Annotated in this window: 13 protein-coding genes and 1 pseudogene; 11 read left to right on the top strand and 3 right to left on the bottom strand. The window is 73.5% G+C overall.

Features of this window, described 5'->3' with window-relative positions; all coding sequences use genetic code 11:
• From E4099_RS33020 to E4099_RS16760, 3 genes and pseudogenes are all read left to right on the top strand, one after another.
• A pseudogene (locus tag E4099_RS33020) lies at positions 1-504 on the top strand (hypothetical protein); the annotation flags it as partial.
• Positions 505-546: 42 nt separating this feature from the next.
• Positions 547-852, top strand: a complete 306-nt coding sequence (locus E4099_RS16755) for a hypothetical protein (RefSeq protein ID WP_135339873.1) — start codon at positions 547-549, stop codon at positions 850-852.
• A 442-nt stretch (positions 853-1,294) separates the two neighbouring features.
• The gene (locus tag E4099_RS16760; protein WP_135339874.1) at positions 1,295-2,749 is read left to right on the top strand and encodes an MFS transporter; all 1,455 of its coding nucleotides are present in this window, start codon (positions 1,295-1,297) and stop codon (positions 2,747-2,749) included.
• Positions 2,750-2,866: 117 nt separating this feature from the next.
• Here the strand turns inward: E4099_RS16760 and E4099_RS16765 are convergent, their stop codons facing one another.
• The gene (locus tag E4099_RS16765) at positions 2,867-3,295 is read right to left on the bottom strand and encodes a MarR family winged helix-turn-helix transcriptional regulator (RefSeq protein ID WP_135339875.1); all 429 of its coding nucleotides are present in this window, start codon (positions 3,293-3,295) and stop codon (positions 2,867-2,869) included.
• A 150-nt stretch (positions 3,296-3,445) separates the two neighbouring features.
• Here E4099_RS16765 and E4099_RS16770 point away from each other — a divergent pair, with 150 nt between their 5' ends.
• Positions 3,446-4,336, top strand: coding sequence for an MBL fold metallo-hydrolase (locus tag E4099_RS16770; RefSeq protein WP_135339876.1), 891 nt, complete (start codon positions 3,446-3,448; stop codon positions 4,334-4,336).
• Between the two features lie 119 nt (positions 4,337-4,455).
• Here the strand turns inward: E4099_RS16770 and E4099_RS16775 are convergent, their stop codons facing one another.
• Positions 4,456-5,595 (bottom strand): site-2 protease family protein, encoded by a 1,140-nt coding sequence (locus E4099_RS16775; protein ID WP_135339877.1) that lies wholly within the window; start codon positions 5,593-5,595, stop codon positions 4,456-4,458.
• A gap of 585 nt (positions 5,596-6,180) precedes the next feature.
• Between E4099_RS16775 and E4099_RS16780 the strand changes: the two genes are divergently transcribed.
• The 4 genes from E4099_RS16780 to E4099_RS16795 all read left to right on the top strand — a co-directional run bounded on the left by E4099_RS16780 (position 6,181) and on the right by E4099_RS16795 (position 9,874).
• On the top strand, positions 6,181-7,989 hold the full coding sequence (locus E4099_RS16780; RefSeq protein WP_135339878.1) for an ATP-binding SpoIIE family protein phosphatase: 1,809 nt from the start codon (positions 6,181-6,183) through the stop codon (positions 7,987-7,989).
• Between the two features lie 180 nt (positions 7,990-8,169).
• Positions 8,170-8,682: a hypothetical protein gene (locus E4099_RS16785; protein WP_245244920.1), complete on the top strand. Its 513-nt coding sequence runs from the start codon at positions 8,170-8,172 to the stop codon at positions 8,680-8,682.
• A 292-nt stretch (positions 8,683-8,974) separates the two neighbouring features.
• A complete protein-coding gene (locus E4099_RS16790) occupies positions 8,975-9,394 on the top strand; it encodes a hypothetical protein (RefSeq protein WP_135339879.1) in 420 nt (139 codons plus the stop codon).
• 267 nt (positions 9,395-9,661) lie between these two features.
• The gene (locus tag E4099_RS16795) at positions 9,662-9,874 is read left to right on the top strand and encodes a DUF4287 domain-containing protein (protein ID WP_135339880.1); all 213 of its coding nucleotides are present in this window, start codon (positions 9,662-9,664) and stop codon (positions 9,872-9,874) included.
• A gap of 75 nt (positions 9,875-9,949) precedes the next feature.
• Here the strand turns inward: E4099_RS16795 and E4099_RS16800 are convergent, their stop codons facing one another.
• The gene (locus E4099_RS16800; RefSeq protein ID WP_135339881.1) at positions 9,950-10,741 is read right to left on the bottom strand and encodes a helix-turn-helix domain-containing protein; all 792 of its coding nucleotides are present in this window, start codon (positions 10,739-10,741) and stop codon (positions 9,950-9,952) included.
• A gap of 315 nt (positions 10,742-11,056) precedes the next feature.
• Between E4099_RS16800 and E4099_RS16805 the strand changes: the two genes are divergently transcribed.
• The 3 genes from E4099_RS16805 to E4099_RS16815 all read left to right on the top strand — a co-directional run.
• Positions 11,057-12,772, top strand: coding sequence for a dihydroxyacetone kinase family protein (locus tag E4099_RS16805; protein ID WP_135339882.1), 1,716 nt, complete (start codon positions 11,057-11,059; stop codon positions 12,770-12,772).
• A 109-nt stretch (positions 12,773-12,881) separates the two neighbouring features.
• Positions 12,882-13,817 carry an aldo/keto reductase gene (locus E4099_RS16810; protein WP_135339883.1) on the top strand — a complete coding sequence of 312 codons (936 nt, stop codon included), beginning with the start codon at positions 12,882-12,884 and terminating at the stop codon, positions 13,815-13,817.
• A 463-nt stretch (positions 13,818-14,280) separates the two neighbouring features.
• Positions 14,281-15,627, top strand: a 1,347-nt coding sequence (locus E4099_RS16815; RefSeq protein ID WP_135339884.1) for a beta-ketoacyl [acyl carrier protein] synthase domain-containing protein, incomplete at its 3' end; no start/stop codon positions are given.

Below are 15,627 nucleotides of genomic sequence, written 5' to 3' on the forward strand. Positions count from 1 at the left end.
GGTCGGGCCGTGGGTGGTGTCGGCGAGGATGTCGGCGGCGCGGTCCGGGAGACCGGCCGGACCGCGGGGCGCAGCGCAGCGCAGGCGGGGGAGGCGGTCGGTGAGGCGGTCGGGCGGACGGCGGAGGGCGAACCGGTGCGGCGGGTCGCCGAGCCCCCCGAATACGCAGGGGCTCCGGAGGACGCAGAGGACGCAGAGGACGCAGAGGAGGGTGCCCCGGGAGCGGAGCGGCGCGCGGCCCGCGGCACCGCGCCGGCCGAGCGCGGCACGATCCGGCGGACGGCCGGTTCGGCGCGGAGGGCCGCCGGCAGCGGCGGCGCCGAGCGCCGCCGGGCCGCCCGGACCCGCCGTTCCCGCGAGGCCGGGGACGGGGACGACGGCGATGACGGCGACCGCGGCGACCGCGACGGCAAGGGGGGCGGCGGCGAGGGGGGCCGCGGTGGCGAGCGGCGGGCCCGGCCCGCCCGTCGCCGCGCCTCGGCGCAGCGGGACGAGCCGCCGTGAAGGGCCGGCCGCCGGGGGGCCCGTGACGGTTCCATCGGGCCGGTGAGTCGTCCCCCCGGCACGGGCGGTTCCGGAGCGTCCTCGGAGCCGGACATCTCCTTCGAGGCAACGGTCCGCGGTGAACGTCTCCGCTTCGAGGAGGAGCCCCGAACGGCCGTCGGCTTTCCCGGGGCCGGCGAACGGGAGTCGTCGTCCCGCAGCGAGCGGACCAACCTCCCCTACACGGTCGCCCCAGGCCAGGAGTACCGCGACATCCTGGTCCACTACCGGCTGGCGACCCGTCTGATCCGCGCCGCGGAGGGCGATCCGGGCGACGAGGGCGACGACGAGGCTTCCGACCATCGGTGAGCGGGCGGACCGTGTGGCGATCCGGAGGGCCTCCGAGTTCTCGCGGGTGACCCCGAACGGGACCGGCCACTCGCTCGGCACGGTCTCGGCCTCTGGGGCGGGCGCTGAACGCGCACCGCGGTGGTCTGCGGGCCCTGTATCGACGAGCACGGGGCCGAAGGCCGTGTGAACGGCGGCCGTTGCGGCTGCCGTTCACACGGCCCAGGCGCCGGGGCACGGGAGCCGCGGTGCGGGGAGTCGGCTGGGCCGCGGTGGCGCGCAGGGCTCCCGGATGCCGACCGTGCGGACGCCCGGACGCCGATCGGCAACCCCGCGCCGTCGGCCGGAGGTTGATCCGTCCTCAGAAGATCTCCCTCCACCCACCCTCTTCTATACCCCCTAGGGGTAATGCTATGGTCTCCGCAGATACCCCACTGGGGTATGACCTTTGGGAGAGGGAATCATGTCGACGACTGTCAATCCACGCCGCTGGTGGGCCCTGTTGGTGCTCGCCGCGGCCCAGTTCATGGTGATCATGGACACCTCCATCATCGGAGTGGCGCTGCCCGAGATGCAGGAGGACCTGGGCTTCTCCCAGGGCGGTCTGCAGTGGGTCTTCAACGCGTATGTCATCGCCTTCGGCGGTCTGCTGCTGCTGGGTGGGCGGCTGTCCGACCTGCTCGGCGCGCGCCGGGTGTTCACCGGCGGCTGGGTGGTGCTGATCGCCGGCTCGGTGGTGGCGGCGGCGGCCCAGACCGCGTGGGTCGAGGTGGTCGGCCGCGCCGTGCAGGGCGTCGGCGGCGCCCTGATCGCCCCCGCCTCGATGACCCTGCTGATGATGCTCTTCAGTCACGACCCCCGGGAACTCGGCAAGGCGATGGCCCTGTACGGTGCCGCCGCCCCGGCCGGCGGTACGGCCGGCGTATTCCTGGGCGGTGTGTTCACCGAGTGGATGAGCTGGCCGTGGGTCTTCATCATCTATGTCCCCATCGGCGTGGCCACCCTGCTGGCCACCGGGCTGCTGCCGGCCGTGGAGCGCCGCCGGGGCTCGGTCGACGTGCTGGGCGCCACCGCGGTCACCGCCGGTCTCGCGCTCGCCGTGTTCGCCGTGGTCCGGGCTCCCGAGGTCGGCTGGAGTGCGGCGGAGACCATTCTCGAACTCGCCGGCGCGGCCGTCCTGCTGATCGCCTTCCTGCTGCTCCAGCGCTCGCTGGGCGCCCCGCTGATGCCGCTGGGGGTGTGGCGCACCCCGGGTCTGGCCGCCTCCAACGTGGCGATGACCCTGCTGGGCGCCGCCTGGATCCCCATGTGGTACTTCCTCAACCTCTACCTCCAGCAGGTCCTGGGCTACGGCTCGTTCGCCAGCGGCGCCGCGCTGCTGCCCATGACCGGCCTGCTGATGGTCTTCATGACCACCATCACCGCCAAGCTGCTGGGCCGCCTGGGGGCCAAGCCGCTGATCGTCGGCGGACTGGCGGCGCTGGCCGCGGGCCTGCTGTGGCTGTCGGCGGTCGAGCCCACCGGCACCTTCCTGGTCGACGTCCTGCCCGCCTCGCTGGTCGCGGCGCTGGGAATGTCGCTGGCCTACATCCCCGCGATGATGTCGGCCATCTCCGGGGTCCCGCAGGAGCAGGCCGGTCTGGCCTCGGGCATCGTCAACACCACCTACCAGGTGGGCTCGGCGCTCGGCCTGGCCGCCCTCACCGCCCTGGCCACCTCCCAGGGGGCCGGCGAGCTGGGCAACCTGCCCGCCCTCACCGACGGCTTCAGTGCGGCCTTCCTCGCCGCGGCGGCCATCGCGGCGGCCGGCGCCCTCCTCACCCTCCTGCTGATGCGCGGCTCCAAGTCCGGGGCGGCGTCGCAGGACGAGACCGCGAGTGCCGGGCACCCCGAGCCGGAGAGTGCCCGGGTCTCGTGACCGGCAAGCCGGAGACCCCGGTGGGGCGGACGCCATGGAAAGGCGCCCGCCCCACCGGGGTCTCCGCCGCGACCTCCTCTCCCGGAGGTGCCTGGAAAACCCGGTCCCCGCGCGGGCTCAGTCGCGGGGGATGGCCTGCTCCAACAGGTCCTGAAGGGCGCGTTGCTGCTCAGGGGCGAGGCCGGCCAGCGGCGACCCCTCGGTGAGGAGCGCGAGGAGCCGTTCGCGGAGTTCGCCGCCCTCGGCCGTGAGGACGAGGTGCTTGGCGCGGCGGTCGGTGGGGTGTGCGCGGCGCTCGACCAGGCCCTGCTTCTCGAGTTTGTCGATGACGAAGGTGGCGTTGGAGGGCTCGCAGCTCATGCGCCCGGCGAGCTCGCGCATGGTCATCGGTCCCGTCATCTCCCGCAGCGCGGTGGCCTGGGCGGCGGTGAGGCCCAGCGCGCCGGCCCTGGTGCGTATGTGCTCGGCGATCCGCTGGGCCAGCGCGTTCACCAGGCCGCACAGCTCTCGCTCGGCGATGGCCCGCGGCTCCGGGGGCGTTGTCATGTCTCCCATCCTACCTATCCATCAAGCCAGAATGTTTCTAACTTGAATGTTTCTAGCTTGATGCTTATGGTAGCGCTGCCGCCTCCCAGGGACGCGGCACGTCCCGACGCCGCACAGCGGCCCGACCTCACGCCGCAAAGGAGAGGAAGCATGGCGAACTCCGCCGCACCCCAGGACGAGCGGCTGCGCCGACCGGCCGGAATCCACTCGCTACGGCTGGGCGACACCAAGGTGTCCTACGTACCGGACGGGGCGGTACAGGGGAAGCCGCTCGCCTGGCTGCCGGACACCACCGAGGAGACCTGGGCGGCTCGCCCGGAGTACCTGGACGCCTCCGGTCACCTGGTGGCGAGCATCGGTGGCCTTCTCGTGGAGCACGGCGACCGCGCGCTGCTGATCGACGCGGGGTTCGGCCCGCAGTCGTCGCCGGCCGACCCCGACACCCCCAACGGCGCCATCCACGGCGGCGCCCTGCCGGACAGCCTCGCCAAGCTCGGCCGCAGGCCGGAGGAGATCGAGGCAGTGGCCTTCAGCCACCTCCACCCGGATCACCTCGGCTGGGCCTGGCACCCCGCCCCCGGTCGTGACCGGCCCGTGTTCGCGCACGCCGACTACCTGGTGGCCGAGCGGGAATGGGCCCAGCGCGAGCTGCTGGGGGCCGGGGGCACGACCGAGGAGATGCTCGCCGCGCTGGCGCCGCGCGTCCGTACGGTGACCGACGGGCAGGAGATCTTCCCCGGCGTGCGGGTCCGCACCGCCGCCGGCCACACCGCCGGACACGTGGAGTACGTCATCACCGGGGGCGGGACCCGGCTCATCGCCTTCGGCGACTCCCTGCACTCCCCGGTCCAGGTGGACCACCCCGAGTGGTCCTGCGTCTACGACCACGACCCCGCCCGCTCCGCCGAGCACCGCCGCCGTCTGATCGCCGAGCTGGAGCAGCCCGACACGATCGGCTTCGGCAACCACTTCGCCGACGCGGTGTTCGGGCGGGTCCGGCGGGACGGCGACGGCCCCGCCTGGCGCCCCCTGGAGACCTGACGCGCCGGGGTCGGCCGGCGCACGACGCCGCCGATCACGCCGGCTTCCCACCGCATGGCGCCGCGGGTCCGACCCGGACCCGCACTCCGCACCCCCGCCCGCCCCGGACTCCGGGAGGTTCAGCGACCGCGGGCCCGCGGCAGCGAGGTCGTCAGCCAGTTCACCATGCGGTTGATGTCCGAGGCGGAGACGATGCCGACCAGCGCGCTCCCCTCCAGCACCAGGACGCGGTGGTCCGGCCCCGGCGCCATCCGCGGCAGCAGATCGGCCAGCGGATCGTCCGGCGCGGTGGTGGTGACCTGGTCCAGCGGCAGCATGATGTCGCCCAGCGCGGTGAGGTCGCGCCGGTTCGCCGGTACCCGCCGAGCCCGGTCCAGGGTCACCAGCCCCACCGGCCGCACCCCGTGGATGACCGGATATGCGGAGTGCCGGTACTGCTGCGGCGCACCCGACAGGAAGACCCCGACCGCCAGGTCGTCCGGCACGGTCACCGGATCCATGGTCATCGCGTTGCGCACCGGGATGCCGGCGAGGGTGCCGCGCAGTTGCGCCTGGCGCCCCTCGACGGTCGCCGCGGCCACCAGGAACCAGCCGAGCAGCACCAGCCACAGCCCGTCGGTGACATCACCGCGCAGCACCAGGAACAGGCCCAGCAGGGTGAGGAACCAACCGAAGACGCGGCCCGCGGTGGTGGCCATGGTGGTCGCCCGCAGCCGGTCCTTGGTACGCCACCACAGGAACGCCCGCAGCAGGCGGCCCCCGTCCAGCGGCGCGGCCGGAATGGTGTTGAAGACCGCCAGCAGGACGTTGATGACCCCCAGCCACAGCACCGACTCCACCAGCAGGCCCGGTGCGGACGCCAGATGGAGCAGCCAGGCCGCCAGGGTGAACACACCGCCCAGCACCAGACTGGTCGCCGGACCCACCGCGGCGATCCGCAGTTCCGCGCCCGGGGTCCGCGCCTCGCCCTTGAGCCGGGCCGCCCCACCCAGCAGCCACAGCACGATGTCGTCCACCTCCACGCCGTTGCGGCGGGCCACCACCGAGTGCGCCAGTTCGTGCGCCAGCAGCGAGGCGAAGAAGACCACGGCCGTCACCAGGCCCGCCGTCCAGTACAGCGGCGCGGGGTAGCCGGGATGACTCCGCGGCAGCCTGCCCTGCCCGAGGCCCACCGCGATCAGGACGAACACCACCAGCAGGCTCCAGTGGACGCCGACCCGGACTCCCAGGATCCGCCCCAGCATGAACGTCGGCCGCACCCGCCTCACCTCCGTCCCGCCTCTCGGGCGTACGGCGCCGGCTACGGTGACGTGCACCCCGCGGCGAGGGGCGGCACCCGCCGCTCCGCCCGCCACCTCCAGTAAAACCCCCCGCGCCGCCTCGAACCAGCCGCGCCCCGGGCGTACGGGCAGGATGCGGTCGAGCGCATGGTGGTTGACCGCCGCACGGGGCGATCAGGCACACTGCTCTGGCGTACGCGATCAGTGAACGCACCGAAGGGGTCCGCGAGCCGGGACGCGGATGCCCGCGCGAGACGGTGCGGTGCCGCCACCCGGTCCCTCCGCCGTGCCCGGTTCGGGGCGAGGCGGGCACCGACCGGGCGCGGCGGACGGAACCCGTGCGACCCCGCAGCACAGTTGCGCCCCCGACAGCTGTCCCCACCGCCCCGTACGGTGGGGCGGGGAGCCCACCGGCGGGGGCTGCCGCACCTGGGCACCACCACCGGAGCGCCACCGCGGAGCCGGCCCCCGCCGCGCCGGCCCGGCGCCAGGGGCGGATGCGGCGCGGCGCCCGGGAGCGGGTGGCGGTGCTACGGGCGGAGCAGGCCGTACGGAGGGACACTGATGGTGTCGGCTAGCGGGAGCGGAAGGCGGATCCGGCGCGTGGGAGGCAGGAAGGTCGTCAGACAGCGGCACCGGTCGGGGGCAGCGGCCCGCGCCCGACTGAACCGGGCCCGCGGGCCGCGGGGCACCGGGAGCATGTCGGCCGCACAGCGGCAGCTGGTCTGGTTGAACGAGGCCAGCAGCAGCATCGGTACCTCCCTGGACCTCCAGCAGACCGCCCAGGAGTTCGCGGACTTCCTGGTGCCGCGGCTCGCCGACGCCTGCGCGGTCGACCTGCTGGAATCGGTCCTGCGCGGCGAGGAAGGCGCCCGCTGGACCGGCCCGGGGGTGCCCGAACTCCGCGCCATGGCGGTGTGCGCCATCGAGGAGATGAGCCGGCTGGAACCCCACCCGGTGGGGGAGCGGGCCGACTACGCGGGCACCAGCCTGGCGCTGCAGACCGTACTGACGGTGCGGCCCATCCTGCTGTCGCGGATCCGCCCGCGGGAGCTGGACCGCTTCTTCACCAACACCCCCAACGCCGCCCTGCAGATGCGCAGGGCCGGGGTGCACAGCTATATGGCGGTCCCCCTGCTGGCCCGCGGCGTACTGCTGGGCGTCGCCGACTTCGTACGCGGCCCGGGCCGGCCGGGATTCAACCGCACCGATCTGGCGCTGGCCACCCAACTCGCCTCCAAGGCCGCCGTCTTCGTCGACAACGCCCGGCTCTACGGCCGGGAACGCGAACACGTGGTGGCCCTCCAGCGCGCGCTGCTGCCGCGTTCGGTCCCCAGCACCGCGAAGCTCTCCGTCTCCACCTGCTACGCCCCCGCCGCGGAGGCCAGCGGCGTGGGCGGTGACTGGTTCGACGTGATACCGCTGCCCGGCGGCCGGACCGCCCTGGTCGTCGGCGATGTCATGGCGCACGGGCTGCCCGCCGCCGCCACCATGGGCCGGCTGCGCGCGGTCGCCCGCACCCTGATGCAGCTGGACATCTCGCCCGAGCGGGTGCTGGCCCGACTGGACCTGGCCGCCCGCGACCTGGACGAGGACCAGGTGGCCACATGCCTGTGCGCGATCCACGACCCGGTCGACGGCACCTACACCATCGCCCGGGCCGGTCATCTGCCGCCGCTGCTGGTGGACCCGGACGGCTCGGCGGAGTACGTGGACGTGCCCGCCGGGGCGCCGGTGGGCGCCGGGGTCATACCGTACGACGTGGTGCGGGTGCCGGCGCGGCCCGGAAGCAGACTGGTGCTGTTCACCGACGGCCTGATCAAGACCCGCACCGACGACCTCGACAGCGGACTGCGCAGGCTGCTCGGCATCACCGCCGACATGGCGACGGGCACCCTGGACGCGGCGGCCCTGACCGCGGCGAGCGCCCCGGACCGGCGCCGGTACGACGAGGCGGCCGTGGTGGTCGCCGAGCACCTGCCCGCCGAGCCGGACGCGCAGCTCGTCCAGTGGACCCTGCCGCAGGACGCCACCGCCGCCGGCCGGGCCCGCAAACTGGTCCGCGGGCAACTCGCCGCATGGGAACTCGGCGACCTGATCGAGGTCACCGAACTGATGGTCAGCGAACTGGTCGGCAACGCCCTGCGGTACGGCGGCGGCCCCGGCCACCTGCGGATGGTGCGCAGCAACCGGCTGGCCGTGGAGGTCTCCGACCGGGGCCCCGACCTGCCGCAGATCCAGCACAGCACACCCAGCGACGAGGGCGGGCGGGGGCTCCAGCTGATCAACATGCTCTGCCGGCGCTGGGGATCCTGCCGGACCTGGGACGGAAAGGTGGTCTGGGCCGAACAGGACCTCCCCGGCCAGGTCTAGGCCGGCGGCGGGAGCCGAGCACGCCGAGCCTCGCGCCCCGGCGCACGGCCGCGGACCGCCCGCGCGCCCCTCTCGGCGGCGGCCCGTTGCCGCACCTCACCCGACCGGATCCCTCCGCCTTGCCCCGCCGCGGAGCGGTGGCAGAGTGGACGGCGGGGGATACGGCTTGGAGGCCCTGACATGACGTCCGGTGCGATGTGGCGTTCCGCGGCACGGCAACTGCCGCTCAGGCTCGCGGTCGGTTCGTTCTTCCTCCACTCGGGGATGGAGAAGAGCGAAGCGGACCAGGAGACGGCCGAGCGGCTCAGGGAGTTCGCCGTCGGCACCTACCCCTTCCTCGGCAGGTTCGACGCCCGGACCTTCGCCCGGTTCCTGTCCGCCGGCGAACTCGCGATCGCCGCGGCCCTGCTGGTGCCGGTCGTCCCCGCCGCCGTCGCGGGGCGGGCGCTGACCGCCTTCTCCCTGGGCACGATCGGGCTCTATCTGCGCACGCCCGGCATGCGCCAGGAAGGCAGCCTGCGCCCCACCGAGCAGGGTGTTCCGCTGGCCAAGGACGTCTGGATGCTGGGCATCGGGCTCTCCCTGATCGCCGAGGGCCTCGGGCGGGGACGGCGGTCCCGGCCGTGCGGACGGCCCCACGGAAAGCCCCAGGCCCGACCGCACGGCAAGGCGGGCCACTGCCCCCGCTGCTGACCGGAGCGCTCGACCGCGCGGTGCCCCGCGGCGGGGCACCGCGCTCACCCTTCGCGGGCCGCCGCGGACGGGCTTGACGGGTGGCGGGCCGCCGGGGCGGCACCGGGTACCGCCTGCCCGGCGTCTGGCGAACGACATCCGACCTGCGGCATTACCTTCGCATTACCTCTGCGGTAATCGACCCCCAGGCGCGCGGGCGGCAGGGTTGAGGCAACGGGTTCGGAACCGCGGAAACACCGGTTCCGTACCTCGTCCCTGACCCACGCACCCCGCCGCCGGAGGTTGATCCGCCATGACCGCGACCCCCCTGACCAGCACCCAGACCACCGTCTCCGCGACCACCTGGCTGCGGCGCTTCCTGGCCTTGGACGCCGTCGTCACCGGCGGCAACGGCCTGGCCTACCTCGCCCTCTCCGGCCCGCTGGGTGACCTGCTCGGGGTCGACCGGGCCCTGCTGGTGGCGCTCGGCGCCTTCCTGACCGTGTTCGCCGCGGGGGTCGGCTACCTCGCCTCTCGGCAGCAGCCGCCCACCTTCGGCGTGCAGGTCGTGGTCGAGTCCAACCTGCTGTGGGCGGTGCTCAGCATCGCCGCGCTGTTCCTGTGGCTCTCGCCCACCACCGCGGGCAGCGTCTGGATCCCGCTCCAGGCGGTCACGGTGGCCGGCTTCGCGATGCTGCAGCACGGCGCGCTGCGCGCGGTGCGCGCGTCCTGACCGGCGCCGGCGCGCCGAACGGCCCCTGGTGGGGTGCTCCCGTCGCGGCCCGGTGCCGGCCGCGACGGGAGCAGCCTGGGGGACACCGGGAATCCCGGTGTCCCCCACTTGTATGTGGACGTCGTCCACTTATCTGGTCCAGGCTCCCGCCGAGATCGTTCGGGGGGCGACTCGTCGCGCCCCTCGGACAGTCGCATCCCGTACCAGGGCGCGCGCTCCATGAGCGGTCCGCGCCGCCACCGGCCACCTGGAGAGGACAGCGCGGACATGGCTGACACCGTGAAGGGCCCCGCGAGCTACTTCCCTTCGATCGAGAAGAAGTACGGCCGCCCCATAGCGGAGTGGAAGACGCTCATCCGTTCCTCGCCGCTGACCAAGCACATGGAGCTGGTCACCTGGCTCAAGGCCGAGCACGGTCTCGGCCACGGCCACGCCAACGCCCTGGTCAAGCACACCCTCGCCGAGGGCGCGGGAGTGTAAGGCCCGGGCCGTGCGCGAGCGGGCGCCGCCCGGGTACCACCTGCCGTGGCGCGCCGCCACCCGAGGGCGCACGGGTCAGGGGAAGCGGATGGAACCGTCCACCGCCGCGATCATGACCCAGCGCAGCGACCTGTCGTCGAAGGGGGCGCAGGTGGTGATGCGCACCCCTATCGGGTCGGGCGCGACCAGCGGGAAGAACATCGGCAGCACCTCGCCGTCGAGGGAGTGCCGCTGGTGGAGGTGGGCCTCCCAGAGGCGTTCGACCCCGGGCAGGCGGCGCACCGCCTGGACCACCTCGTCCAGGCGGCGGTTCTCCGGCCAGCGGTGCCAGGCGAGGCGGAGCCGGTCGAGCAGCGGGCCGGCCCAGCAGCGCTCCCAGTCGCGCAGCTGGTAGCGGGCCTCCATCGAGAAGGCCCAGATCATGACATTGGCGTCGGCGCGCATCAGCCAGGGGCAGTGGCGGGCGGCGACGGCATTGGCGCCCACCACGTCCCAGGCCTGGTCGGCGAGGTAGCTCACACAGCGCTGCTGGTGCATCAGGTCCAGCAGCGCGGGGGCCGGGGACGCGGTGGTGCGGTGTTTGGGAGGCCGGTGCCCGGTGCCCCGGTACAGCGCCGCGGCCTGCCAGTCGGCCAGGCCCAGGATCCGTACGATGCCGGCGATCATCTCCGCCCCGTACCTGCGGTCCTCCCCCTTCTCCAGGGCGCGGTACCAGCGCTCGGAGACGCCCAGGGCAAGCGCCATGTCCAGTTGGGTCAGATAGGACCGGTGGCCGCGGAGGGGCACCGGGTCGGGTATCAGCCTCGGGTCCCGCGCCATGCGCCAGGCGCGCAGCATCCGGCCGAGGTCCTCGCGCCGAACATCCATCAACGGTAAAGACCTCGCAAAGATGGAAACGCCGACCGATGAACTCAAGGTGCGCTTTACGGATTGTCATCCCTATCTGCGCAGGTGGCAGCATTGCACACCGGGACCCTGACCGGAACCTTTGGGTACCGGAACGCGAGCGTGCCGATCTTCGGAGAAGATGGCCGGTCATGGTGAGTCCACCGATCCTCCGGCGACGGCGCCCGGCTCTCCGGGCGCGGGCACCGGCCGGATCGCCGGGCCCGGTCGTGCCCGCCGCCGGACTCCGCGCCCGGACTTCCGTACATCAGCACCGCACCTGACGGAGACTCCTCGATGAGCTACTTCCTGCCGGAGACCGATCCCGTCCTGACCGCCGCCCGTGGCCTGGCCCTCGCCCATCCCGGTCTGATCGAGGTGCACAGCAGCCCGCTCTACCTGCGGGCCCGCGCCCCGCACCCGGAGCGCACGGTCGGCCTCGTCTCCGGAGGCGGCTCCGGCCATGAGCCGCTGCACACCGGGCTGCTGGGCCGCGGCGGCCTGGACGCGGTCTGCCCCGGTGAGATCTTCGCCTCCCCGCACAACCGGCAGATCTACGAGGCGAGCGTGGCCGCCGCCGGCAGCGGCGGCGTGCTGCACATCGTCAAGAACTACACCGGCGACGTGATCAACTTCCAGATCGCCGCCGAACGGCTGCGGCACGACGGAATCCCGGTCGCCCGGGTCCTGGTCGACGACGATCTGGCCACCGACGCCGCGGACAGCGCGACCGGCCGCCGGGGCACCGCCGCCACGGTGGTGGTGGAGAAGCTGCTCGGGGCCGCCGCCGACCGGGGCGCCTCGCTGGAGGAGCTCGCCGCCCTCGGCGCCGAGATCGTGGCCCGCTCCCGCAGCGTCGCCGTCGCCGCCCGCGCCCAGACCTCGCCGACGACCGGCAATCCGGCGTTCACCCTGGACCCCGGCATCCTCGACTACGGGGTGGGCATCCACGGCGAACGCGGCACCCGCACCATCGCCCACCCGCCCATCGACGAGCTGGTGCGGCGGATGACCGACGACCTGTTCGACGCCCTGCCCGCCGGGTCCGGCGAGGTGCTCGCCGTCGTCAACGGCCTGGGCGCCACCACCAGCCTGGAACTCCACGCCATCGGCGCGCTGCTGAACGAGCGGCTCGCCGCCCACGGCGTCCGGCCGGTGGCCATCGTGCCCGGCACCTACACCGCCGCACTCGACATGGCGGGCTTCTCCCTCACCCTGACCCGGCTGGAGGAGGGCTGGGCCGAGCTGTGGGCCGCCCCCACCGACACCCCGCTGGTCCTGCCGCACCGCACCCTCACCGCGGACCACGCCGCCCCGGCCCCGTCCCAGGCGGTCGGCCCCCGGACGGTCGAGCCGCACGCCCAGGGCAGCCGGGCGGTCCTGGACCGGTACGCGCTCATCGTCACCCAGGTGCGCGACAACCTCACCCGGCTCGACCAGCTGGTCGGCGACGGCGACTTCGGCGACAACCTCGCCGGTGGCGTACGCCGGGCCGTGAAGCTCGCCGACGAGACCGGGGCGGACGGCATGGCCGCCCTCGCCGAGGCCTTCCTCAACGAGGTCGGCGGCACCAGCGGCCCGCTGTTCGGACTGCTCTTCCAGCATCTGGCCGCCGTCTCGCCGGCGGACGACCAGGCTCCCGCCCGCGCCGCACTGGCCCAGGCCGCCGAGGCCGCCCTCGCCGCGGTGCACCGGGTCGGCGGTGCCGCCCTGGGCGACTGCACGCTGGTGGACGCCCTGGCACCCACCGCCGAGGCGCTGGCCGCCGACGACGACGCCGAGAGCGCCGAGGCCCCCCTCACCAGCGCCGCCCAGGCCGCCGTGCGGGGAGCCCTGGCCACCGCCGCACTGCGGCCCCGGCGAGGCCGCGCCAGCTATGTGGGCGACCACGCCATCGGCGTCCCCGACCCGGGCGCCCTCGCCGTGGCCCTGCTCTTCGTCGCGATGGCCGACGTCCACGAGCCCACCTGGGCCACCCGGCTGCCGGCGCCCGGATACATCACCCTGCACTGACCGCACCGCCCGGCCCCGGGCGCACATACTGGTACGGGCCCTTCCGCCGCACACCGGCGGAAGGGCCCGTACCGGCACTCGCACCGCAGACGTAAGGATCCGGCAGCCCATGCCCGAACTCGGTCTCGGCCTCGCCGCCGTCGGCAGGCCCGCCTACATCACCGGCGGACGCACCGCGGACCTCCCGGACCGCTCTCCCGAGGGCATGCGGCGGCGCTGCCACGACCTGCTGGACCTGGCCTGCCGGCTGGGGGTGCGCCATATCGACGTGGCGCGCTCCTACGGCCGGGCCGAGGAGTTCCTCGCGGACTGGCTCCGAGCGCGCGCCTCGCTGCCGCCCGACCTGTACATCGCCAGCAAGTGGGGATACACCTACACCGGCGACTGGGCGCTGAACGCCTCGGTCCACGAGGTCAAGGACCACAGCCTCGCCGCCTTCCTGCGGCAGCGCGACGAGACCCGGGCGCTGCTGGGCGACCACCTGGACCTGTACCGGATCCACTCGCTCACCCCGGACAGCCCCGCCCTCACCGACCCGGAGCTGCACCGGGCGTTGGCCGAACTCGCCGCGCGGGGCGTGCGTATCGGCTGCTCCACCAGCGGCCCCCGGCAGGCCGACACCATCCGCGCCGCACTGGCGATCACGGTCGACGGCGCACCGCTGTTCAGCTCCGTGCAGGCCACCTGGAACCCGCTGGAACCCTCCGTCGCGCCGGCGCTGGCCGAAGCCCACCGGGCCGGCTGGCTGATCGTGGTGAAGGAGGCCATGGCCAACGGCCGGCTGACCGCCGACGAGGCGCCCCGGGCGCTGCGCCGGATCGCCGCGGAACTGGGCACCGGAACGGACGCGGTGGCGCTGGCGGCCGCCTTCCACCAGCCATGGGCCCAGGTGGTCCTCTCCGGCGCCGCCACCGGAGACCAGTTGGCCTCCCACGCCGAGGCGCGCTCGCTGGCACTCACCGAGCAGCACCTGGCCGCCCTTGCCGACCTGGCCGAACCGGCGGAGGAGTACTGGCGCACCCGGGCCGCCAGGGCGTGGACCTGACGGCGGGCCGGCATCCGCTCTCCTGCCCGACACCCGGGCCGGCGGCCCGCGGGTTCCACGCCTGGAAATCGAAATCCATCGACCATTTATTCGAAAACAATACACGCATGGTTTCCTGATGCACTGTTCGGTGGCGTATTTCTTTCGAATGCATTTGCGGAATGGCTGACGTTTGCCTTCGGGGCGCCTCAAGTACGGGCTCTGGGTAGGTTTGAGGCGGGTATTCTCGGGGCAACTGCGAGCGGGTGTCGTTGATTTGTTCGACGGCATTGAGTCGGTGCGGCCGAATCCATAATCGCTCGATCGAGGGATTTGACCGGTGGGATCTTCATACGCTTAGATCAACTCGCTTGATTACTTTCTCCTCTCGTGTGTTCGGCCACTTCGGCTTCCCCTCCCTGTTCTTCCTTTTCCGATGAGTAGTCCAGTCGTCGATCATGCCTGTCGTGATGGAGTCTGCGGAATGAACGGTCAAGACGCTGCGGAACATGACGCCCACCGCATTCCCGAAGACGCCATCGCCGTCATCGGTGTCGCCTGCCGACTGCCCGGGGCAGCCGGCGCGGACGCGTTCTGGGAGCTGCTGAGCGGTGGCGTCGACGCCATCACCGACTTACCCGAGGCGCGCCGCACGGCCACCGGCCACCAGGACCGGCGGCGCGGCGGATACCTCGACGGCATCGACCGGTTCGACGCCGAGTTCTTCGGTATCGCGCCCCGCGAGGCGCTGTCGATGGACCCGCAGCAGCGGCTGATCCTCGAACTCGCCTGGGAGGCGCTGGAGGACGCGGGGATCCCGCCGCACCGCCTCAAGGGCAGCCCCACCGCGGTCTTCGCCGGCGCGATCTGGGACGACTACGCGACCCTGCTGCGCCAAGCGGACCCGGCCACCCGGCCCCGGTCGGCCGCCACCGGAGTCCACCGCAGCATGATCGCCAACCGCGTCTCCTATGTCCTGGGCCTGCGCGGGCCCAGCATGACCGTCGACGCGGCCCAGGCATCGTCCCTGGTCGCGGTGCACCTCGCCGGCGAGAGCCTGCGCCGCGGCGACGCCACCGTGGCCCTCGCCGGTGGCGTCAACCTCGACCTGCTGCCCGGCGACCTCGCGGCCGAGGTGAAGTTCGGCGGTCTGTCGCCGGACGGCCGCTGCTACACCTTCGACGCCCGGGCCAACGGATACGTACGCGGCGAGGGCGGCGGCCTCGTCGTACTGAAACCACTGGTCCGCGCCCTCGCTGACGGCGACACCATCCACTGCGTGGTGCGCGGCAGCGCGATGAACCACGACGGCGGAGGCGACGGGCTCACCGCACCCCACGCCGCGGCCCAGGAAGACGTCCTGCGGCAGGCGTACGCCCGCTCCGGAGTGAGCCCGCACCAGGTGCAGTACGTGGAACTGCACGGCACCGGCACCCGGGTGGGCGACCCGGTCGAGGCGGCGGCGCTCGGCGCGGTCCTGGGAGCGGGCCGCGGCCCCGCGGAGCCGCTGCACGTCGGGTCCGTGAAGACCAACATCGGCCACCTGGAGGGAGCGGCCGGAATCGCCGGGCTCCTCAAGGCGATCCTCAGCATCCGGCACCGCCGGCTGCCCGCCAGCCTCAACCACGCGACGCCGAACCCCCGTATCCCGCTGGACGAGCTCCGCCTGCGCGTCCAGACCGAACTGTCCCAGTGGCCGCGCCCCGACCTGCCGCTGACCGCCGGGGTGAGCTCGTTCGGCATGGGCGGCACCAACTGCCATGTGGTCATATCCGAGTGGCGGCCCGACCCCTCACCGGCCGCCACCACCGCCGCCATCTCGGCCACCCCC

The organism is Streptomyces palmae, assembly GCF_004684805.1.
Taxonomy (GTDB): Bacteria; Actinomycetota; Actinomycetes; order Streptomycetales; family Streptomycetaceae; genus Streptomyces; species Streptomyces palmae.